The sequence below is a fragment of the Bacillus suaedaesalsae genome (genome assembly GCF_016890225.1).
GTDB classification, from domain to species: Bacteria; Bacillota; Bacilli; order Bacillales; family SA4; genus Bacillus_BS; species Bacillus_BS suaedaesalsae.
Genome location: NZ_JAFELM010000012.1, coordinates 17,786 through 38,595 on the forward strand (window position 1 = coordinate 17,786; position 20,810 = coordinate 38,595).

Here is a 20,810-nt window from a genome sequence, read left to right on the forward strand (position 1 = left end):
TCTAGTGAACTATTTTTCTATATATTAACATAAAATACCATATTCAGGATTTGGTATTTCGTTCTCTGAAATAGTTTACATGCGTGATATAATGTTGCTATGAAGTGTATAAGGGGGTCTTGCACGTGTTTATTGACTTAAGAAGTGATACAGTCACAAAACCGACAGAAAAGATGAGGAAAGCGAGCTTCGAAGCTGAGTTAGGGGATGATGTATACAGAGAGGACCCTTCAGTTAATGAATTAGAAAGAAAGGCTGCAGAACTACTCGGAAAAGAAGCAGCGCTATTTGTCACAAGTGGAACACAAGGTAATCAAATTGCCGTTTTAAGTCATTGTCAACCAGGAAATGAAATTATATTAGAAAGTGATGCCCATCTTTTTTATTATGAAGGTGCCGCGATTTCTGCCTTTGCTGGCGTGCAACCACGTACTATAAAAGGAATGAGAGGGGCAATGAATCCCCTGGAAGTAGAAGCAGCAATACGAGATGAGGACATACACGCTCCGGAAACTGGACTAATTTGTATTGAAAATACACACAATCGTGCAGGTGGAGCCATTGTTCCTACCCAAAATATGAAAGCCATTTACGAAGTAGCTATAAAACATAATATACCTGTTCATTTAGATGGAGCTAGATTGTTCAATGCTGCAGTTGCGTTAAATAAACCCGTTTCAGAGTTTACGAAGTATACAACAACGGTTCAAATTTGCTTATCTAAAGGATTAGGTGCTCCAGTAGGTTCAATTTTAGCGGGGAATGAGGACTTCATAAAGAGAGCGAGAAAATGGAGAAAGCGCCTTGGTGGTGGACTAAGACAAGTGGGGGTGCTTGCTGCACCAGGTTATATTGCATTAACAGAAATGGTCGAACGGTTAGCAGAAGATCATGAAAACGCTAAGTTTTTAGCAGAAGGATTAAGTCAAATTCCAACGATATCAATTGCAGGTCACGTTGAAACGAATATCGTTCTTGTTGATATTTCACAATTAAACATGTCGACTGGGGAATTTTTAGAAATTTTAAAAGGAGAAGGGATATTAGCGGTAGCTTTCGGACCAACAACAATTCGCTTCACCACACATTTTGACGTGAACAGAGAGCACATTGAAGAAGTAATAGAAAAACTATCGAATCGTTTTTCAAAATAGCTCATGGAAGAAACCACTATTTCGATAGTGGTTTTTTAATTTAGAAAGTTTCTATTTTAAAATTCTAGACTCCTTTTCTTTGACGAGAAGAAGCTTTTTTATTTTAAAACTCGATGATTCTAGACAGTCTGAATAAACAACCTTTAAGTATTTTACTTATGTTATATAAGTATGTTAATGTATTGTCCTTTTCTCAACACCTTCGTCTCCCAAAGGTAATAATCCTTCCTTTGCTAGCTTTCCTTTTAGTCCCTCAATTAAATATAATCCCACTAAATCAAGAAGTTCTTGATCATCCAGTTCGCTAAGTAAATTAAACATCGTTTTGCGATTCAACTGTTCCAATACGGAGAATGCGATAATATCAATATCTTCTTCGTCTCCTGTAAAATGATGCTTATACATTTCATACAGTTCATCAACAAGCTTCATCATATATCACCTCTTTACCCTTCTTTTTTATACCTTGCTCAATTCTCACTTTCTTTACCCATTCAATATTAGCTATTTCGAATAGTATATGGTGAAGGCTTGTCTATGATGCTCCATTAGTTGCTCAATTTATTAACAGATCTTTAATCAAGAATAAAGTGGTGATGTTAAGGGGAAAAGTAAAACAAGTAAATTTCACCGTAAGGAGCTGTGAATGTTGAAAAAAACGTATTATATTTCCTTAGCAGATGGGGAAATCTCTCAAAGTAGTACAGCATCGAGCTGGAACTATAAAATTGAAGCAACCGATGAAGAAATTGTCCAACTACGTGAACATTTTGATCAAATTTATTCATCAGACTGGCAAGGGTTCTATCGAGCGCATACGCCGTATGTACAATATCATTATGATCCAGATAATGATGCAATTGACAATACGATGCAGCAAGTGTTTGGTCTTATTCATCAATTAGGTGACGAAGAAGCAAAAAAACATATCGAAGAGCAGGGTTTACTAAATTATAAGAGAAATTAGGGTCACTAACGTGGCCTTTTTTTATGAATTTGAAATAGAGCACTATGACAAGATTACTTTTTGTATATCAATGATTTATTTACATACTTATGTTATCATGTAACAAATGCAAAAATTGGAGTTAGATACTATGCATACGTTTACCGATCATTATCAAAACGAGGTTAATCTCTCTTTTACCATACATCCTTTCTCGTCTGAACCGAAACACGTTTGGGTTATTTGTAGATATCAAGATAAATGGCTTTTAACCGCACATTCAAGAAGAGGACTAGAGTTTCCTGGAGGTAAAGTAGAAAAAGGAGAAACAGCCGAAGAGGCTGCAATACGAGAAGTGAAAGAAGAGACAGGTGGCCACGTCTCATCAATTCAATATATAGGACAATACAAAGTGTCAGGTAGAGGTAAAACCATTATAAAAAGTATTTACTTTGCAGAAATTGCAGAACTAATCAAGCAACCTACCTACTATGAAACGAACGGCCCAGTACTATTAAGTTCATTACCGAAAGAAGTCGCCCATGACCGCCGATTTAGCTTCATCATGAAAGATGACGTCCTACTACATAGCCTTACATATATTCGAGAAAAACTAAAATTCGTAAACATCTAAAGCCCTCCAAGTGAGGGCTTTATTGTTTGTAATTTTTGTATTGTTTTTCGATAAAATTCGGGGCGTGCCTGGCACCTGTCAAAACAGCACTCCACTAGAGTGCTGTTTATTGTTGTTTGATGAGTTTCTTTTCGAGTAGTTCGATTGCCTGGTACATGATGGTTGCGAATAGTGCGATTAGTAGTAGGCTGAGTAGGACTAGTGTGAAGTTAAATACTTGGAAGCCGTAAATGATCATATAGCCGAGTCCTCTTGATGAGGTTAGGAATTCCCCAACGATGACTCCAACCCACGATAAGCCTACGTTTACTTTTAACGTCGAGATAATGGTTGGGAAGCAAGCGGGGAGGATAGCTCCTTTGAAGCATTGTGCCTTCGTAGCTCCGAACGTTTGCAGAACCTTTATATAATTTGGATCGACCTCTTTGAATGCGGTGTAAATGACAATCGTTGTGATGATAATGGAGATGATTGCCCCCATTGCAATAATAGATGTAAATCCTGGTCCAAGTGCCACGATAATAATGGGACCAAGCGCTACTTTGGGAAGTGCATTTAAAATGACTAAATACGGATCGGCAATTTTCGAAATCATCGGAGACCACCATAATACCGCCGCCGTTATGGTCCCTAGCAATGTACCTAAAATAAACCCGAGTACGGTTTCAAATAAAGTAACAGCTGTATGGGAAAGTAAACTGCCGTCTGCAACTTTGTCGATTAATAAGTTGACAACTCTAGAAGGACTGCTAAAAATAAGTGGATCAATCCACGTTAATCGACTTGAAACCTCCCATAAACCAAAAAATAAAATGAAAATGAGAAGTTGGTAAAAGCGAACCCATCTTTTCTCTTTAGAAAGCTTTTGTAAATATTGCTTATGAAGTTCTTTTATAGACTGATTAGTTGTCATCAAGGGAGTCCAACTCCTTCCATATATCTTGAAATAACGTTGAGTAGGAAGGGAGTTGTCTTGCATCAAACGGTAGAGCTGCTCGCAATTCTTCTGGAACTGTAAAGGTTTTTGCCACTCTACCAGGCCTTGCTGCTAAAAGGAATATCCGATCACTCATCGCAATCGCTTCTCCAATATCATGTGTGACCAGAAGAGCAGTTTTATTAAACTTTTTCAATGTAGATGAAACTAAATTTTCAAGTTTTAATTTTGTTTGATAATCTAATGCAGAGAAGGGTTCATCTAATAGTAGTATTTTAGGGTCCATCATTAACGTTCGAACGAGCGCAGCTCTTTGTCTCATGCCACCCGATAGCTGATTAGGAAACTGTTTTTCCACACCTACTAAATCCATACTATTTAACAAATCAGAGCCAAGTCGTCTTTGGTCTGCTGTAACAGATTTACTAAGGCTAGGACCAAGTAAAATATTTTCTTCAATCGTCTTCCACGGAAAAAGATAATCTTGTTGAAACATATAACCTATCGTTGGGTCAGGGCTTTCAATTCTCTTACCGTCAATAGTAACAGCCCCTGTTGTAGGAGCAATTAAACCCGCGATGATGGATAATAGTGTTGTTTTTCCACATCCACTAGGGCCAAGAAAAGAAACAAACTCACCTTCTTCGATGGATAATGAAATATTGTCTAAAGCTGTCGTAATCGATTTCTTAGTGAAATACGTATGATGAATATTTTCTATGGTTAAAAAACTCACATTCCTCACTCCTTCCTTAATTATTTTCATTTATACAATGATGTTTACCGTAGGAGTCACAACATCAACAATAGTATATTTATTTAGAAGTAGCCCCGGTTCAACACCGAGGCTGGGTGAAAATTATTACTCTGAAATTACACTCTCTGCAATGTCAGTGTTTACGAGAATGCCATGCTCAACATCTGTAGGAAGCTCGCCCGCATCATCCATAATTGTTTGAAGGTTATTCCATTCTTCTTCATCTAAAATTGGGTCTGTAGCAAATGAGCCCTGCTCTTTATAACGTTCGACTACTGTTTCTATTAAGTCAATCGGAGTATCTTCAAAATATGGTGCAATAGACTCTGCAACTTCCTTAGCAGAATGCGTTTCTACCCATTTCTGAGCCTTATAAATGGCTCTAGTAAACTTTTCTACAACCTCTTTATTTTCTTTTATATAGCTTTCTTTCGTCATAAACGTTGTATATGGTACATGACCAGACTCCTTGCCGAATGAAGCGACAATATGACCTTTTCCTTCTTGTTCGAAAATGCTGGCCGTTGGTTCAAACAATTGAACATAGTCTCCAGTACCTGAGGCAAAGGCATTTGCAATGTTGGCAAATTCAATGTTTTGAATAAGCTCTAAATCTGTTTGAGGATCAACTCCGTGCTTATTCAACACGAATTCCCCAACCATCTGAGGCATTCCACCCTTTCGTTGACCTAAAAATGTGCTACCTTTTAATTGATCCCATGAGAAGTTTTCCACTTTTTCACGGGAGACAAGGAAGGTTCCGTCAGTCTGTGTCAGCTGAGCAAAGTTAATCACTGGATCTGTAGCACCTTGAGCATACACGTAAATGGAAGTTTCAGACCCTACTAAAGCAATGTCAATCCCGTCGGATAAAAGAGCCGTCATTGTTTTATCTCCACCGAACGTACCTTGTAGGTCAATTTCAAGCCCTTCTTCTTCAAAAAATCCTTCAGATAGGGCAACATATTGTGGAGCATAAAAAATAGAATGCGTTACTTCACCAACACGAACCTTTTGTACCTCACTTTTTCCACAAGCAGCTAATGAAAAAATGAGGATAAATGTAGCGAACAGGACAATGGAGCTTTTTATAAGACGCATGAGCATGCGACCTCCTTATGCATAATGTAAGTATTTTGATACGATACAATATGTCAGAAAGAAAAATGTGTGAATGCCTATATAAAAAATACAAACGAATATAAAGGTAACGGAGGAATTTCACAATGAATGATGGTAATATTTTGGAGAAGCAACGCTTTCCTTCTCCAAATCCTCGAATTGAATTACATATTGTGACGTATATTTGTCAGGGGTTAAAGATAAAAGGACTATTAGCAGAGCCTAAAGGAGAAGGGAAGTATGACGGGTTTCTATATTTGCGTGGTGGCATAAAAAATGTAGGTAAAGTAAGAGTAGGGAGAATTGTACAGTTTGCTTCGCAAGGCTTTGTAGTGATGGCACCTTTTTACAGAGGAAATCAAGGTGGGGAAGGGAACGAAGACTTTGCAGGAGAAGACCGTTATGACGCAATATGCGCCTTATCCATATTGAGAAATCATTCGAAGGTGAATACTGACCGAATTCATGTTTTTGGTTTTTCTCGAGGTGGAGTAATGGCTCTATTTACAGGAATACTAGATTCTGATGTAAAGTCAGTCGTATGCTGGAGTGGTGTTTCGGATATGACGTTAACGTATTTCGAACGTCTAGATATGCGACGAATGATGAAACGTGTTATTGGCGGAACACCAAATAAAGTTCCTGATGAGTATAGATGGAGAACGCCTTTATACTCTTTGGAGAAAATGAAAGCTCCAGTATTAATCATACATGGAAAAAGCGATACAAATGTCGATATAGAGCATTCGTACCGTTTAGAAAAAAGATTAAAAGAACTGAATCACCCTGTTGAATCATGGTACTTTGACAACTTTACGCATTATTTTCCACCACAGACGAATCGCAAAGTAGTGCAGGATTTATCGCAGTGGATGCAGAATCAGTAAGTAAAAAGATAAATGGAGGATGACAGAAATGGGTATGCCTTTAGAGTTAAATACAATGATCGTAACAAAGGGAAACGAAGTAAGAGAGCAGGATAATACATTTTCATTGGCAAAAGACGGGTATCGCTTGTATCCGATCGATATTCCTTTAGAAGTGAGAAAAACGAAGGAATCTGAAACAACAGGAACAGCGGTAATCAAAAAAGTAGAGATGAGTAATCAGAAGACTGTGTTAACCTATGAACTTGTTGCGTTGAATTCAACGAATTAGACAAAGAAAAAGAGCCTATAAAAGGCTCTTTTGTTAGTTATTCGTTAATTGGTCCACCAAGATTTACGATTACTTCAGAAACGTTGGAGAACTTCTTGAAGTTTTCCTTGAATTTATTAGCCAGCTCAACTGCTTTAGCAGTATATGCTTCTTTGTCATTCCAAGTAAGATCAGGGCGTAATACTTCATCAGGTACACCAGGAACGTGCATTGGAATATCAAGTCCAAAGATTTCATCTTTAATTGTTTCAACGTTGTTTAGTTCGCCTTCAAGAGCGGCTTGAACCATGGAACGAGTGTAGCTTAGCTTCATACGGCTTCCAACACCGTATTCTCCACCAGTCCAACCAGTGTTTACTAAGAATACTTGTACACGGTGTTCCGCAATTTTCTTACCTAACATTTCAGCATACACTGTTGCAGGTAATGGTAAGAATGGGGAACCGAAGCATGTTGAGAATGTAGCTTGAGGTGAAGTAATTCCACGTTCAGTTCCAGCTAGTTTACTTGTATACCCACTTAAGAAGTGGTACATTGCTTGTTCTTTCGTTAGCTTGCTGATTGGAGGTAATACACCAAACGCATCAGCCGTTAAAAAAATAATTGTATTTGGGTGTCCTGCAATACTTGGCATTACAATGTTATCAATATTTGTAATTGGGTATGCAGCACGTGTATTTTCTGTTAAGGATGTATCCGCATAATCAGGAACTCGAGTGTCAGCGTTTAACACAACATTTTCTAATACGCTTCCAAAACGAATCGCATCAAAGATTTGTGGTTCTTTCTCTCTAGTTAGGTCAGCTGTTTTCGCATAGCAACCGCCTTCAATATTAAACACACCAGAGTTTGACCAGCCATGCTCATCATCACCAATTAAACGGCGGTGTGGATCTGCTGATAATGTAGTTTTTCCTGTACCAGAAAGTCCGAAGAATAACGCAACATCACCTTCAAGTCCAACGTTAGCTGAACAGTGCATCGGCAAAATATCTGCTTCTGGAAGTAAGTAGTTCATTACAGAGAAAATAGATTTCTTAATCTCACCTGCATATTCAGTTCCACCAATTAACACAACTTTGCGTTCAAATGATATAATAATGAATGTTTCAGAGTTTGTACCATCCACAGCAGGATCTGCTTTGAAGTTTGGAGCAGAAATAACTGTAAATTGTGCATCATGAGTATCAAGATCACTTTCTTCTGGACGAATAAATAATTGATGAGAAAATAAATTGTGCCATGCATACTCATTAATTACTTGAATCGGTAAACGATGCTTGTCATCTGCACCAGCAAATCCTTTAAATACGAAGATCTCATTCTGACCTTTTAAATATGTTAATACCTTATTATATAAACGATCAAAAGCTTCAGAAGAGATAGGCTGGTTAATAGAACCCCATGCAACCTTGTCTTTTACTGAAGACTCTTCAACAATAAATTTATCTTTTGGAGAACGACCTGTATACTTACCTGTAGTTGCACGAACTGCCCCAGTTGAAGTTAGTTCACCTTCATTACGAGATAAAACCTTTTCAACAAGTTGTGGCACAGATAGATTCATGCAAACATTATTACCCTCTAAAAGCTCATTTAAGTTGACTGAAACATCAACAGAATTCATCCTCAAAACCTGCCTTTTCCCATAATTTTTCTATTAATCTACATTTATTTGGAAAAAATGATTGCCCTTGAATTAGTATAACATATTAAAACAAATAGTCTATACTATTTTAAAATTATAGTACGCATGAATACATAAAATGTACCAGTCTTGACATAAATGTTCAATCAATACGCACGAAATGGGCAGTAGCCTATTTCGTGCGCTTTAACACTTTAAAGGGATGGGGGACAGGCCCCCACTCCTTTAAAGTGTTAAAGCGTTTATATATTTTTGTTTGGATGCGAATCTTTTGTTGACATGCTTCGACTTGGTGCGTTATGATATGAGCCGAACGGATACTCTCTTATCCCGAGCCGGTGGAGGGAACAGGCCCTATGAAACCCAGCAACCATCATATAATATATGATAAGGTGCTAACCTGTTGCAAGGCATTGCCCTTGAACGATAAGAAGAGCGGAAGGCTATGAACGTTGAAACCTTTCCTCTAAGGAAAGGTTTTTCTATGTCTATTTCTTGCTTTAAGCCTTCCAAATCAGAACAGGTAGGGATTACATATTAGTACAACTAGTATTTTACGAATTTTTGTCAATGCTAATACATAATGCCAAACCTTATTAATGAAACTTCTTTTTCAAAGAGACATGTTTTCTCATAAAATCATGGCTTATAAAGAATAATAAGGGAATGAGTACCGTATCTAACTTGCCCGCATGAAGTAAGACTTTACTAAGCATACTTCAAGCAGTGATATAAAAGGAGGAACTTATCAAGATGTCAAAAAAACGTCGCCTATTTACTTCTGAATCAGTTACAGAGGGGCATCCAGATAAAATCTGTGACCAAATCTCTGATTCCATCTTAGATGCGATTCTTGCAAAGGATCCAAACGCTCGTGTAGCGTGTGAAACTTCTGTTACAACTGGTTTAGTTCTAGTTGCCGGAGAAATCACAACTTCTACATATGTAGACATTCCAAAAACAGTTCGTGAAACAATCCGTGAAATCGGATATACACGTGCAAAGTACGGTTTCGATGCTGAAACTTGTGCAGTATTAACTTCAATTGATGAACAATCTGCTGATATCGCAATGGGTGTAGACCAAGCGTTAGAAGCACGTGAAGGCCAAATGTCAGATGCAGAAATCGAAGCAATCGGTGCAGGTGACCAAGGATTAATGTTCGGATTCGCTTGTAATGAAACAAAGGAATTAATGCCTTTGCCGATTTCATTAGCTCACAAGCTCTCTCGTCGTTTAACAGAAGTTCGTAAAGAGGAAATTCTTCCTTACCTACGTCCTGACGGAAAAACGCAAGTAACAGTTGAGTATGATGAAAATGACAAGCCAGTTCGTATTGATACAATCGTTATCTCAACTCAGCATCACCCAGAAGTTGCAAACGAACAAATCCACAGAAACTTAAAAGAGCACGTGATTGATCCTGTAGTTCCAAAAGAACTAATTGATGAAAATACAAAGTATTTCATTAACCCAACAGGTCGTTTCGTTATCGGTGGACCTCAAGGGGACGCTGGATTAACGGGACGTAAGATTATCGTTGATACGTACGGTGGTTATGCTCGTCACGGTGGTGGAGCATTCTCTGGTAAAGATGCTACTAAAGTTGACCGTTCTGCAGCATATGCAGCTCGTTATGTTGCGAAAAACATCGTAGCAGCTGGACTTGCTGATAAAGCAGAAGTTCAATTAGCGTATGCAATTGGTGTTGCAAGACCAGTTTCAATCTCAGTTGATACGTTCGGAACAGGTACTGTTTCTGAAGAAGTATTAGTTGATCTTGTTGAAAAGAACTTTGATCTTCGTCCGGCTGGAATCATTAAGATGCTTGACCTTCGTCGTCCGATCTATAAGCAAACTGCTGCTTATGGTCACTTCGGTCGTTCTGATCTTGATCTTCCGTGGGAACGCACTGACAAAGCTGCTGCACTTAAAGAGCAAGCGGGTAAATAATAAATTTAACGCTCAGGGATAGTACCCCTGAGCGTTTTCATGTTTAATTTTTCTTACTATTACGTTCATTTCCTCTTTTGAAATTCCCGGTGATCTTCGCCATTATTAATTGTAATGCTTTCTCATCCTGTGCATTTTGAATTTTCTTTAAGAATTGTACTGCTTCTTTTCCTTTTAATACTTTCACTTGCTTTCCATAATAATCAATAAATATCGTATTATTCTTATTTACCTGATAAGTGAAAGGAATTTCATCTAATCGTTTCCTTTTATCAATATTGTCCATGTATCCGTCCGATTTCAAAAAATAGACTACTTTTATAGACTACTTTTGTAACCTGTCCTCATATAATAAAATATGTAGCATTATTTCTGAAGAGACTTATAATATTGCCCTTTTTCTACATACTCTCTTCGAATACGTTCCATATCTTTAATATCTTCTTCATCTAATGTACGAACAACTTTAGCAGGTCTGCCAAACGCCAATGAATTCGGAGGTATTACTTTTCCAGGGGGAACTAAACTTCCTGCACCGATAAACGCACCTTCACCAATTTCAGCACCATCTAATATAATCGATCCCATTCCAATCAACGCACCTTTTTTCACAATTGAACTATGTAAAATCACTTGGTGGCCAATCGTCACATCATCTTCGAGAACGAGATGTCGATTTGGGCTTTGGTGTAGAACACAATTGTCTTGAACATTAACACGTTCTCCGATGATTGTCTTAGAAACGTCTCCACGAATAACCGTATTAAACCAAACAGAGCTATATTCACCAATCTTGACATCCCCGGTAATTGTAACGTAATCTGCAATAAACGCCGTATCTGAAATGGTTGGCCAAATATCTTTATAAGGATAAATCATTGTATCATTCCCCTTTTTATTTTCTAGATTCATTGTATCAAACGATAGAGAAATTTGTTAACACTTGGGAGGAGATAACATGTGGAAATGGGAAGCAGTAAACCCAAAAGCGGTAATTGTGATGGTTCACGGTGCTGCAGAGCATCACGGTCGCTACAAATGGTTAATTGAAAAGTGGAAAAAAGAAGGCTACCACGTTATTATGGGAGACTTACCTGGACAAGGGAATATTAGTAAAAATGAACGAGGTCATATTGACCGATTTGACGTATATATTGAAGCTGTTGAAAGTTGGTACAAAGAAGCTTTAACGTATAACTTACCTGTCGTGCTATTAGGTCATAGTATGGGAGCTTTAACCGTCTTACGTACGATGCAAGAAAAGCAATTAGATGTTTCGAGTTTAGTACTTTCTTCACCATGTTTAGGAATCGCACAGACTACTTCTCCTTCACCGTTTTTAGATGCGGCGTCTAAAGTACTGAACGTTATTACTCCGACTCTAAGAATGGATACAGGCTTAACGCAAGAAATGGCAACGAGAAACGAGGAAGTACTTGAGTTTGATCGGAATGATCCATTGTATGTAAAAAAGGTTTCGATACGGTGGTTCCGTGAACTTATTCATTCAATTGAATTAGCTTTTCAAAATATAAATAAGCTTCCAGACGTTCCTATGCTTTTTATGCAAGGAGGAAGTGATCAAATTGTAAATAAACATAAAGGAAAAGAATTTTTTGCCCAACTGAAATTATCAGATGTCACATATAAAGAGTGGCAAGAGCTCTATCATGAAATCTTTAATGAACCGGAAAGGGACGAAGTGTTTCAATATACAAAGCAATTTGTTGAATCCCATCTTCCAACTAATGTACAATAGGGAGCATTAGATAGGAAAAAGGAGTCGATCATTATGGTACCTGCACATCCTTTTAGTTTAATGTCCCGAGTGTACCGAGATGTTTTTCCGATTGTTCATAAAGAGCTTTCCTATTGGAAAAGTAGGGCGGAAGCAATTCCTAACGCTGAGTTAAGAACTCAAGCACTTGCTAGTATTACTACTAAGGCTTTTCACTGTGAAGGCGGCTCAATTCTTGGATTGCTGTCACTAGATAACCTTGAAAAATGTATAAAATTTATCGTTGCGTATCAAACAATTAGTGACTATCTAGATAATTTATGCGATCGCAGTACTTCACTTGATCCAGTCGATTTTGAAGCACTGCACGATTCAATGCCTAATGCATTGAGATTAGATGAAGTGGTCTCGCATGATTACTATCGTTTTCGAGAAGATCGTGATGACGGTGATTACTTAAAAGACTTAGTGCTTACATGCCAAAGTGTATTGAAGGAAGTGAATCATTATCCATTAATAATAGAAACGCTATTGGAATTAGCAGATTATTATTGTAAACTCCAAATTCATAAGCATGTAAAAAAAGAAGAAAGAGTAGGAAGGCTTGAAAAATGGTTTTCTTCATATAAGCAATCTTTACCTAGTATGGAATGGTATGAGTTTTCGGCCTGTTCCGGCTCTACGCTTGGTATCTTTTGTCTTGTGGCTTATGCGTTTCATGAAAAAATGGATGAGACTCATGTGGAGAAAATTCGAAACAGTTATTTTCCATATATTCAAGGCTTACATATATTGCTCGATTACTTGATTGACCAAGACGAAGATTTAGAAGGCGGGGACTTAAATTTCTGTAGTTATTATCCAAATGAAAAAACGTTATTGGAGCGTTTATCACATTTTTTGAAAAAAGCAGACACGCATATTAAAGGCATCCCACATGAACGGTTTCATAAAATGATTAACCGTGGTTTATTAGGAGTTTATTTATCTGATGACAAAGTAAACGAACAACATACCATTCGAAAGCTAGCGAAAGAATTAATAAAACAAGGTGGTTCAATAAGCTACTTCTTCTATTTAAATGGTCGAGCTTATCGAAAGTGGAAAAACTTAAATCCAAAAAAAGTAGTTGGTGCATAATAAAAGGGACTCTGATCTTAATCAGTGTCCCTTTATCTTTTTTCAATCGCAATAATAAATGGCGGGTGATTTTGTTGATTAACAAACTGATAACGTAAAACATGAGCTTCCATTTGGTCAATTTGTTCCACAAATGGTATTAGCTCGTCCCGTTCAACTGCTCCTTCAGGATGACCATGATAAATCACGAGTACTAATATACCTTCAGGCTTTAACATCTCTAGGATTTGCTTTATCGCTGAAATGGTCGTTTTAGGAGTTGTAACAATGGTTTTATCTCCCCCAGGTAAGTAACCTAGGTTAAAAATCGCACCAGCTACTTGAGTGGAAGGAGGAAGGCACTCCATAACATTTTCATGCCCTCTTAAAAAAAGGCTCGCGCGTTCTTGAAGACCTTTTTCAGTTAAGCGTTGAGTTGTCATTTCAATGGCGTCAGCTTGAACATCGAACCCGTATATATGCCCATTTTCACCTACAAGCTCAGCTAATAAAACTGTATCATGACCATTTCCAATCGTAGCATCTATTGCAATATCTCCAGGCTTTATTGCTTTTTGTAATAAAGTTCGTGCAAAAGGAAGGATACGTTCTAATTTCATGAAGTAATCATACTTCCTTTTTATAATACTTCCCTTGATAGCTGTCACGTCGAATTAATTCAGCTTCAATGGCATTCAACACTTCCCACTTATTCAAGCTCCACATTGGACCAATCATTAAGTCAGGTGGACCGTCACCAGTGATTCTGTGGATAATCATTTCTGGTGGCAGGATTTCTAGTTGATCAACGACCAAGTTAATGTAATTTTCAAATGAAAGAAATTCAAGTAAGCCCTTTTCATATTGCTTCACCATTGGTGTTCCTTTTAATAAATGTAGTAAGTGAATTTTAATTCCTTGTACATCAAGCTTAGCAACTTCTCTAGCTGTTTCCATCATCATTTCCGGCGTTTCCAATGGAAGACCATTGATGATATGTGACACAATTCGGATATTGTGTTTACGAAGCTTTTCTACACCTTCAACATAAGTTTGGTAATCATGAGCACGGTTAATTAGCAGTGCAGTACGTTCATGAATTGTTTGCAATCCAAGTTCAACCCATAAATAAGTACGCTCATTCAATTCAGCTAAATATTCGACCACATCGTCAGGTAAACAGTCTGGTCGTGTTGCAATTGAAAGACCAACAACACCCTCTTCTTTTAAGACAGGCTCGAATGTTTCACGAAGGACACTAACCGGAGCATGTGTATTAGTGAAAGCTTGGAAATAAGCCAGATATTTACCGTTCTTCCACTTTTGGTGCATTTTTTCTTTTATATCATGAAATTGTTTTTCGATCGGTTCTGCACGGTTACCTGCGAAGTCACCCGAGCCAGCTGCACTACAAAATGTGCAACCGCCATGTGCAACAGTACCGTCACGATTTGGACAATCAAAGCCAGCATCTAATGCAATCTTGAACACCTTATGTCCAAACGTTTGACGTAAGTGATAATTCCAAGAATGATAACGCTTCTGATCATCAGTATATGGAAATGGATTTATATTATTCATCAAAACACCTCTTTTACGTGTTGTGCCAGACAACCTTTTTGGATAATAGAACTTTCTTCACGTCCTAGCATACTCATAATAAGCATTGTAGCATGTAAATGCAGTTAAACCAACACATATGAATGAGGGAACGAGTGGGAAAAAACTGCCTTTGCGAAAACGGTGATAGGAATAAACATCGTTGTGTAAACTATTGAAGAGATGGAGGAAATCTTCATCAAGCATGCGATCCTTTGAGGAGGTAAAATGCCATGGCAACACGTCAATCAGTCGAGGAATATATACAAATGGCCGAAGACGCCATCAAATATGCAGAAGAACAATTCACCGAAGCGAAAAAACAAGAGCATTATAACCAAGAAGAGTACACTCAAGCTCAACAGCGCCTCGAAGCTGCCATTACCGAGCTAGGTAAACTCGCACATAGTGGAAATCCACAACAAAAAGACCAAATTGACAGAATGAGAATGCAAATCCAACGCGTCTCAAACGAGATGACAATTTATCCACACCATTGATTCTGGAGGTATTCTTAGTATGAAAAAACCATCAAACGCAGAACACAATATTCAACACTTATCTTATGATCCGGTGCAAGAAGTGAAAAAGAAAAACGCAAAACGTGCACAACCAGATCGCACACCGAATAAGTAGTGAGTAGGTTGGCCCCCTTTTGTTTTGAGGGGGCTTTTTATATGGATTGGTGCATATATTTAAATTTTGACGCAAATAACCTTTAATTTGAAGTAAAAAAAATTTTTTTCACAAATATTAAAAAAATGATGCATATCTTGAAATTTTGAAGCAAAAGAAGGATTTTAAATTAAAACTATAGAATTATTTCCTCTGAATTTTATATAAGGAGGAATTAAATGATAGTAAAAGAAAGAAATATACCTTTAAGAATGTTAAAACTAGAGGCATTGTTAAGAAGACTAGAAGAGCATCATCCTAAAAGACCTCAAATACTAGAAGAGTTAGCGCGAAGGAAAGCAGGATATCGTGGTGAACAAGCATTAGAATATTATTTAACTTATTTATCCTCGGAAAAATACTCTGTATTGCAGGACCTCAGATTAATCCACAAAGAACATTACTTCCAAATTGATACACTAATTTTATCACCGAGTTATTTCTTAATAGTTGAAACAAAGAATTATCAAGGCACTATTTACTTTGATAGTGATTATAGCCAACTAATACGAACAGTGAATGATAAAGAAGAGGCATTCCCAAGTCCTCTCGTACAAGTAAGAAGGCAACGTAATCACTTAAGTGAATGGATCAAAGATAATAAGGTTATTGACATACCAATAGACTATTTAGTAGTCATAAGTAATCCAAATACAATAATTAAGGCGTCTCCTAAAAATCTAGAAGCCCTTCGTAAAGTCACTCCAATTACCGTTTTTCTTAATAAGATTGAACAAATTGAAAAATTGTATCCTACCCAACTTACACAAAGAAAAGAGATCCAAAGAATTTCTAAGAAACTAATCAAGAAGCATACTCCACTGAATCCAGACTTATTAACGCAATTTGATTTAACAACATCTGAATCATTAAAAGGCGTCCATTGTCCAAGTTGCAATTTTTTACCTATGCAAAGAAAGCAAGCAAAATGGATTTGTCCTAAATGTTCAAAAACTTCAAAAGATGCACACGTTAATGCAATAGTTGATTATGCTCTCTTATTAGATAACAAAATTACTAACCAGAAATTAAGAGAATTCCTTCATATTAGTTCTAGAACCGTTACAAATAAGATATTAGGTTCTCTAGCACTAGAAGTTAGTGGATCGAAAAAAGGGAGGGTTTATTATTTAGATGGTTTGGTGCATAAATTGAAATTATGAAGCATATACCAGCATTTCGAAGCAAATTTAAAACAATTTGATTGATAAAGTAAAATTTTGAAGCATATCACCCCAAAACTCATTTCCCTCTATCTTCTTATTGCTCACCCATCAAAAAAGGAATACAATGTACGATGGGAATCATCTTAAGAGGAGGTACAGCATGCCGAAAAAACTGTGGCTATTATTGATCGGAATGGTTATAAATGTGACGGGATCTTCGTTTTTATGGCCACTAAATGCAATATATATTCATGATGTGCTTGGGAAGTCGATGACGATGGCTGGGATAGTGTTAATGTTAAATTCCGCAGCCGGAGTTGTAGGGAATTTACTTGGTGGTTATTTGTTTGACCGTGTTGGTGGATATCGTTCCATTATTATAGGATTATCAACTTCTGTCGTTTCTGCGATAGGGCTGGTATGGAATAATGACTGGCCATATTATGTGATATTCTTATTTTTAATAGGCTTTGGATCTGGGATGATGTTTCCGTCAATGTATGCGATGGCGGGTTCTGTGTGGCCTGAAGGCGGGAGAAAGCCATTCAATGCGATGTATGTTGCGCAAAATATCGGTGTCGCAGTGGGAGCAGCGCTTGGTGGTGTAGTAGCGAATATATCGTTCCAACTTACTTTCGTGGCAAATGCGGCGATGTTTGTCGTCTTCCTACTATTAGCTTCGTTTACTTATCATCGTATTAACGTTGCAAATGTGAAACCAAGTGGGGCTGGAAAAGTGAATGGAATACAAGACAAATCTCGTTTCACTGCATTACTTGTTTTATGCTTAGGCTATTTAATGACATGGATTGCTTATGTTCAATGGCAAGCAAACATCGGTCCTCATACACAAACGTTAGGTGTATCACTAAATCAGTACAGTCTACTTTGGACAATTAATGGTGCTCTTATCGTGCTTGCACAACCTCTTATTTCGACAGTTGTGAAATATATAGCAAAAACACTGAAGTCACAAATCATTTTAGGAAGTATGATTTTCATCGTATCATTCATTGTTGTCTCAAATGCAACTCAGTTTTCTGGATTTGTCGTGGCGATGGTTATTTTAACTATAGGTGAAATGCTTGTATGGCCAGCAGTTCCAACGATTGCAAATGACTTAGCACCAAAAGGTCGGGAAGGCTTCTATCAAGGAGTTGTAAACAGTGCAGCGACTGGGGGAAGAATGCTAGGACCGGTTATTGGTGGAGTAATGGTAGACATGTATGATATTAATGCTCTCTATGTCTTACTAATAGGTGTTCTTTTTGTTTCGATTTTGACTACATTCTTGTATGACAGAAAAATAAAAACGGAAGAATCCAAGGCAATTGCTGTTTAAAAGTAGAAAATTTGAAAATACTTTAAATATGGGCTTGAAGTTTTATCCAACTTTATTTAAAATACAAATCAATACAATATGAAACGAACAGTGCGAAGGAATAGTATTGATAGAACTAGGTCTAGAGAGTTGACGGGTGGTGCAAGTCAATCCAAACGCTATCGAGAACTCACCTTCAAGGTTTCAACGGTGAACAGCAGTATGCTAATTAATTGTTGACGTGATATCTGCGTTAAAGAGTCAAGTGAGTGCTATTTGTAGCATTAATTTGGGTGGTACCGCGGGAATATTAACTCTCGTCCCTATAATTTTAGGGGCGGGGGTTTTTTTATTTTACATAAAGCTGTTCGCCCCATATCTAAACAATCGGAGAAACAAAAGGAGGAAGTTTCAAATGTCTTTCGATCATCAAAGTATTGAAAAGAAATGGCAAAACCATTGGGAAACGAATCACACATTTAAAACAAAAGAAGAAAAAGGGAGACAAAAGTTCTATGCACTAGACATGTTTCCTTATCCATCAGGTGCAGGACTCCACGTAGGTCACCCAGAAGGTTATACAGCGACAGATATCGTTTCTCGTATGAAGCGAATGCAAGGCTACAATGTACTTCATCCAATGGGATGGGATGCATTCGGCCTACCGGCTGAGCAATATGCGCTAGACACGGGGAATGACCCGGCTGAATTCACAGTGCAAAACATCAACACATTCCGTCGTCAAATAAAAGAGCTTGGCTTCTCTTATGACTGGGATCGTGAAGTAAATACTACAGATCCAAACTACTACAAGTGGACGCAATGGATTTTCTTAAAGCTATATGAAAAAGGTCTTGCCTATATTGATGAAATTCCTGTTAACTGGTGTCCAGCACTAGGAACAGTTCTTGCTAACGAAGAAGTTATTGATGGTAAATCAGAGCGCGGTGGTCATCCTGTTGAACGTCGTCCGATGAAGCAATGGATGCTTAAAATTACAGCATATGCTGACCGCCTACTAGAAGATTTAGAAGAACTTGATTGGCCTGAAAGCTTGAAGGATATGCAACGCAATTGGATTGGTCGTTCAGAAGGTGCACACGTTCATTTCACCATTGATGGACATGATGAAGGCTTTACTGTCTTCACAACAAGACCGGACACGTTATTTGGTGCAACTTATGCTGTCCTTGCTCCAGAGCATCCACTTGTTGCAAGCATTACAACACCAGAACAAAAAGAAGCAGTAGATTTGTACATTGAAAAAATTATAAGCAAAAGTGACCTTGAGCGTACGGAGCTTTCTAAAGAAAAGACAGGTGCTTTCACAGGTGCTTATGCAATTAACCCAATTAATGGCGAAAAAATGCCAATTTGGATTGCGGATTACGTATTAATGACATATGGAACTGGTGCGATTATGGCAGTACCAGCTCATGACGAGCGAGACTATGAATTCGCTCAAAAATTTGAGTTACCAATTAAGGAAGTAGTAGCGGGTGGCGATGTAACGAAGGAAGCCTACACTGGTGACGGCGAACACGTGAACTCGGATTTCCTAAATGGAATGAATAAAGAAGATGCAATTGCAGCTAGCATCAAATGGCTTGAAGAGCATAGCAAAGGTGAGAAAAAGGTTTCTTACCGCCTACGTGACTGGTTGTTCAGCCGTCAACGTTACTGGGGGGAGCCTATCCCAATCATTCACTGGGAAGATGGAACATCAACTGCAGTTCCCGAAGCAGAACTTCCATTAGTTCTGCCAAAAACAAAGGAGATTCGTCCATCTGGTACAGGTGAATCACCACTTGCGGCCATTGAAGAATGGGTAAATGTAGTCGATCCAGTTACAGGTAAAAAGGGTCGCCGTGAGACGAACACAATGCCGCAATGGGGCGGAAGCTGCTGGTACTACCTACGCTACATTGATCCGCACAACCATGATCAGTTAGCAGATCCAGAAAAGCTAAAAGAATGGCTTCCAGTTGATATTTATATTGGTGGTGCAGAGCATGCCGTACTTCACTTGTTATATGCACGTTTCTGGCACAAGTTCTTGTATGATATCGGTGTAGTTCCAACAAAAGAGCCGTTCCAAAGATTGTTCAACCAAGGGATGATACTTGGAGAAAACAATGAAAAAATGAGTAAGTCAAAAGGAAACGTTGTAAACCCTGATGATATTGTACGTAGTCATGGTGCAGATACACTTCGTCTATACGAAATGTTTATGGGACCACTTGAAGCATCAATTGCCTGGTCAGAGAAAGGACTAGATGGTTCTCGTCGATTCCTTGACCGTGTATGGAGACTATTTGTTGAAGAAAATGGGGAGCTAAGCCCTAAAATCGTAGAAAGTCAAAGTAGTACATTAGACAAAGTGTACAATCAAACAGTGAAAAAGGTTACAGAAGACTATGAAGGACTTCGCTTTAACACGGCGATTTCTCAAATGATGGTATTCATTAATGATGCATATAAAGCAACTGAGCTTCCAAAAGTATATGTGGAAGGCTTCGTGAAATTGCTTTCACCAGTTGCTCCTCACGTTGCAGAAGAGCTTTGGGAGAAGCTTGGACATTCCGGAACCATCTCATATGAAGCTTGGCCAACATTCGATGAGTCAAAGCTTGTTGAAGATGAAGTAGAAATCGTTGTTCAAATTAATGGTAAAGTTAAAGCAAAACTACTAGTTCCAGCAACTGCAACAAAAGAAGAGATGGAAGAAATTGCGCTTAGCGATGATACAGTCAAGGAACAAATTGAAGGGAAAACTGTAAGAAAGATTGTTGCAGTTCCTGGAAAACTTGTAAATATTGTGGCAAACTAAGGGAGAGGCTTTGCCTCTTCTTTTTTTACATAACAACCGAAAAATGAGGGATA

General features: G+C 38.0%; 21 protein-coding genes, 1 riboswitch and 1 other annotated feature. Of the genes, 12 read left to right on the forward strand and 9 right to left on the reverse strand.

Annotated elements, in window-relative coordinates; translation table 11 throughout:
- Positions 1-125 precede the first annotated feature (125 nt).
- Positions 126-1,154, forward strand: a complete 1,029-nt coding sequence (ltaE, locus tag JR050_RS01500; protein WP_204201748.1) for a low-specificity L-threonine aldolase — start codon at positions 126-128, stop codon at positions 1,152-1,154.
- A 174-nt stretch (positions 1,155-1,328) separates the two neighbouring features.
- Here the strand turns inward: ltaE and JR050_RS01505 are convergent, their stop codons facing one another.
- The gene (locus JR050_RS01505) at positions 1,329-1,589 is read right to left on the reverse strand and encodes a DUF6154 family protein (protein ID WP_430392839.1); all 261 of its coding nucleotides are present in this window, start codon (positions 1,587-1,589) and stop codon (positions 1,329-1,331) included.
- 211 nt (positions 1,590-1,800) lie between these two features.
- Between JR050_RS01505 and JR050_RS01510 the strand changes: the two genes are divergently transcribed.
- Positions 1,801-2,121, forward strand: a complete 321-nt coding sequence (locus JR050_RS01510; RefSeq protein ID WP_204201749.1) for a hydrolase — start codon at positions 1,801-1,803, stop codon at positions 2,119-2,121.
- Between the two features lie 130 nt (positions 2,122-2,251).
- Complete coding sequence (gene ytkD, locus JR050_RS01515) at positions 2,252-2,734, forward strand: RNA deprotection pyrophosphohydrolase (RefSeq protein WP_204201750.1); 483 nt, start codon at positions 2,252-2,254, stop codon at positions 2,732-2,734.
- Positions 2,735-2,840: 106 nt separating this feature from the next.
- On the opposite strand, the gene JR050_RS01520 is transcribed toward ytkD, so the two are convergent.
- The 3 genes from JR050_RS01520 to JR050_RS01530 all read right to left on the reverse strand — a co-directional run bounded on the left by JR050_RS01520 (position 2,841) and on the right by JR050_RS01530 (position 5,529).
- The gene (locus tag JR050_RS01520; RefSeq protein ID WP_204201820.1) at positions 2,841-3,647 is read right to left on the reverse strand and encodes an ABC transporter permease; all 807 of its coding nucleotides are present in this window, start codon (positions 3,645-3,647) and stop codon (positions 2,841-2,843) included.
- Entirely contained in the window at positions 3,637-4,407 is a 771-nt protein-coding gene (locus tag JR050_RS01525; RefSeq protein WP_204201751.1) for an ATP-binding cassette domain-containing protein, read from the reverse strand. Before JR050_RS01525 ends, JR050_RS01520 begins: the two co-directional genes overlap by 11 nt.
- Before the next feature lie 126 nt (positions 4,408-4,533).
- Positions 4,534-5,529 (reverse strand): ABC transporter substrate-binding protein, encoded by a 996-nt coding sequence (locus JR050_RS01530; protein WP_204201752.1) that lies wholly within the window; start codon positions 5,527-5,529, stop codon positions 4,534-4,536.
- Positions 5,530-5,654: 125 nt separating this feature from the next.
- Between JR050_RS01530 and JR050_RS01535 the strand changes: the two genes are divergently transcribed.
- Both JR050_RS01535 and JR050_RS01540 read left to right on the forward strand, forming a co-directional pair.
- On the forward strand, positions 5,655-6,437 hold the full coding sequence (locus JR050_RS01535) for an alpha/beta hydrolase family protein (protein WP_204201753.1): 783 nt from the start codon (positions 5,655-5,657) through the stop codon (positions 6,435-6,437).
- Positions 6,438-6,465: 28 nt separating this feature from the next.
- Positions 6,466-6,708: a DUF2584 domain-containing protein gene (locus tag JR050_RS01540; RefSeq protein ID WP_204201754.1), complete on the forward strand. Its 243-nt coding sequence runs from the start codon at positions 6,466-6,468 to the stop codon at positions 6,706-6,708.
- Positions 6,709-6,745: 37 nt separating this feature from the next.
- Here JR050_RS01540 and pckA read toward each other — a convergent pair whose 3' ends face one another.
- Positions 6,746-8,335: a phosphoenolpyruvate carboxykinase (ATP) gene (gene pckA / locus JR050_RS01545; RefSeq protein ID WP_204201755.1), complete on the reverse strand. Its 1,590-nt coding sequence runs from the start codon at positions 8,333-8,335 to the stop codon at positions 6,746-6,748.
- Positions 8,336-8,678: 343 nt separating this feature from the next.
- Positions 8,679-8,789, forward strand: a riboswitch (SAM riboswitch).
- 320 nt (positions 8,790-9,109) lie between these two features.
- On the opposite strand from pckA, the gene metK reads away from it, so the two are divergent.
- Positions 9,110-10,309 carry a methionine adenosyltransferase gene (gene metK / locus JR050_RS01550; protein WP_204201756.1) on the forward strand — a complete coding sequence of 400 codons (1,200 nt, stop codon included), beginning with the start codon at positions 9,110-9,112 and terminating at the stop codon, positions 10,307-10,309.
- A 43-nt stretch (positions 10,310-10,352) separates the two neighbouring features.
- Here metK and JR050_RS01555 read toward each other — a convergent pair whose 3' ends face one another.
- Both JR050_RS01555 and JR050_RS01560 read right to left on the reverse strand, forming a co-directional pair.
- Entirely contained in the window at positions 10,353-10,595 is a 243-nt protein-coding gene (locus JR050_RS01555) for a hypothetical protein (RefSeq protein ID WP_204201757.1), read from the reverse strand.
- 80 nt (positions 10,596-10,675) lie between these two features.
- On the reverse strand, positions 10,676-11,188 hold the full coding sequence (locus JR050_RS01560) for a gamma carbonic anhydrase (RefSeq protein WP_204201758.1): 513 nt from the start codon (positions 11,186-11,188) through the stop codon (positions 10,676-10,678).
- A gap of 79 nt (positions 11,189-11,267) precedes the next feature.
- On the opposite strand from JR050_RS01560, the gene JR050_RS01565 reads away from it, so the two are divergent.
- Positions 11,268-12,068, forward strand: coding sequence for an alpha/beta hydrolase (locus tag JR050_RS01565; protein WP_204201759.1), 801 nt, complete (start codon positions 11,268-11,270; stop codon positions 12,066-12,068).
- 30 nt (positions 12,069-12,098) lie between these two features.
- Positions 12,099-13,187: a DUF2600 family protein gene (locus JR050_RS01570; RefSeq protein WP_204201821.1), complete on the forward strand. Its 1,089-nt coding sequence runs from the start codon at positions 12,099-12,101 to the stop codon at positions 13,185-13,187.
- A gap of 32 nt (positions 13,188-13,219) precedes the next feature.
- Here the strand turns inward: JR050_RS01570 and mnmM are convergent, their stop codons facing one another.
- Both mnmM and mnmL read right to left on the reverse strand, forming a co-directional pair.
- The gene (gene mnmM / locus JR050_RS01575; protein ID WP_204201760.1) at positions 13,220-13,786 is read right to left on the reverse strand and encodes a tRNA 5-(aminomethyl)-2-thiouridylate-methyltransferase MnmM; all 567 of its coding nucleotides are present in this window, start codon (positions 13,784-13,786) and stop codon (positions 13,220-13,222) included.
- A gap of 7 nt (positions 13,787-13,793) precedes the next feature.
- Positions 13,794-14,747: a tRNA modification radical SAM protein MnmL/YtqA gene (gene mnmL, locus JR050_RS01580; RefSeq protein WP_430392840.1), complete on the reverse strand. Its 954-nt coding sequence runs from the start codon at positions 14,745-14,747 to the stop codon at positions 13,794-13,796.
- A gap of 251 nt (positions 14,748-14,998) precedes the next feature.
- On the opposite strand from mnmL, the gene JR050_RS01585 reads away from it, so the two are divergent.
- From JR050_RS01585 to leuS, 4 genes are all read left to right on the forward strand, one after another.
- Positions 14,999-15,265, forward strand: a complete 267-nt coding sequence (locus JR050_RS01585) for a YtzC family protein (protein WP_204201762.1) — start codon at positions 14,999-15,001, stop codon at positions 15,263-15,265.
- Positions 15,266-15,619: 354 nt separating this feature from the next.
- Positions 15,620-16,603 carry a nuclease-related domain-containing protein gene (locus JR050_RS01590; protein ID WP_204201763.1) on the forward strand — a complete coding sequence of 328 codons (984 nt, stop codon included), beginning with the start codon at positions 15,620-15,622 and terminating at the stop codon, positions 16,601-16,603.
- 163 nt (positions 16,604-16,766) lie between these two features.
- Positions 16,767-17,948, forward strand: a complete 1,182-nt coding sequence (locus tag JR050_RS01595) for an MDR family MFS transporter (protein ID WP_204201764.1) — start codon at positions 16,767-16,769, stop codon at positions 17,946-17,948.
- Between the two features lie 81 nt (positions 17,949-18,029).
- Positions 18,030-18,255 (forward strand) — a binding site (T-box leader).
- 87 nt (positions 18,256-18,342) lie between these two features.
- On the forward strand, positions 18,343-20,757 hold the full coding sequence (gene leuS, locus JR050_RS01600; RefSeq protein WP_204201765.1) for a leucine--tRNA ligase: 2,415 nt from the start codon (positions 18,343-18,345) through the stop codon (positions 20,755-20,757).
- Positions 20,758-20,810: the final 53 nt, after the last annotated feature.